Genomic DNA, 697 nt, shown 5'->3' with positions numbered 1-697 from the left:
CAAGCCTTCTACGTAACCCGGTTTGTCACCAGAATCCGGCGCCCATTTGGTGTTAGCTGGAATAAAGCCGACGTCTTCTTGGTAGTCGTTGTGACGAGTCATGACCGTGAAGCGTTTGTCACCGTTCCAAGCATCTTGGTAAGGCACCCAGCTTTCGGTTTTATCAAGGTTGAAGTTGACTGTTTCGTCAGCGGCTTTCAGTGCCAAATCAAACTCAGCTGCGGTAAAGGCTTCTGGGTGTTTGACCATGATATCGGCGATAACCGAGACCGCAGGATGACCGACCATTTCACCGGTGTAATCCGAGTGCAGTTCCCATTTTGGCAGCACGCCGCCCGTTTGGTATTTGTTCAATAGATCGCGTGCGTGTTCAATTGCGCGGTCTTTATCGATGATGGTTTTCAGTGGGTGTGCGGCGCGGAAGGTATCCCACATTGAGTACACTGAGTAGTTCACTAAGCCGTCTTCTGCTTGGTGCACTTTGCCATCCATGCCACGGTATTTGCCATCCACATCTTGGTATAGGAATGGAGCAACAAACGTACGGTAGAGCGAGGTGTAGAACATGGTTTTGTCGGCTTTGTTGCCACCTTCCAGTTCAAACTCGCCAAGGATGTTTTCCCAAGCCACGCGGTTTTGTTGTACGACGTTGTCGAAGTCCCAGCCGTTAGTGTCTGCTTCTAGGTTTTTCAGTGCG

Annotated in this window: 1 protein-coding gene; it reads right to left on the bottom strand. The window is 50.5% G+C overall.

All coding sequences use genetic code 11. The features are described from left to right. The coding region (locus tag R7Q11_RS26440) for a glycoside hydrolase domain-containing protein (protein WP_225467030.1) at positions 1 to 697 on the bottom strand (697 nt) is incomplete at both ends.

It is taken from the genome of Vibrio sp. 970, assembly GCF_033339075.1.
The sequence above is the reverse complement of the archived record's forward strand: the minus strand, read 5'-3'. Positions and strand labels throughout refer to the sequence as shown.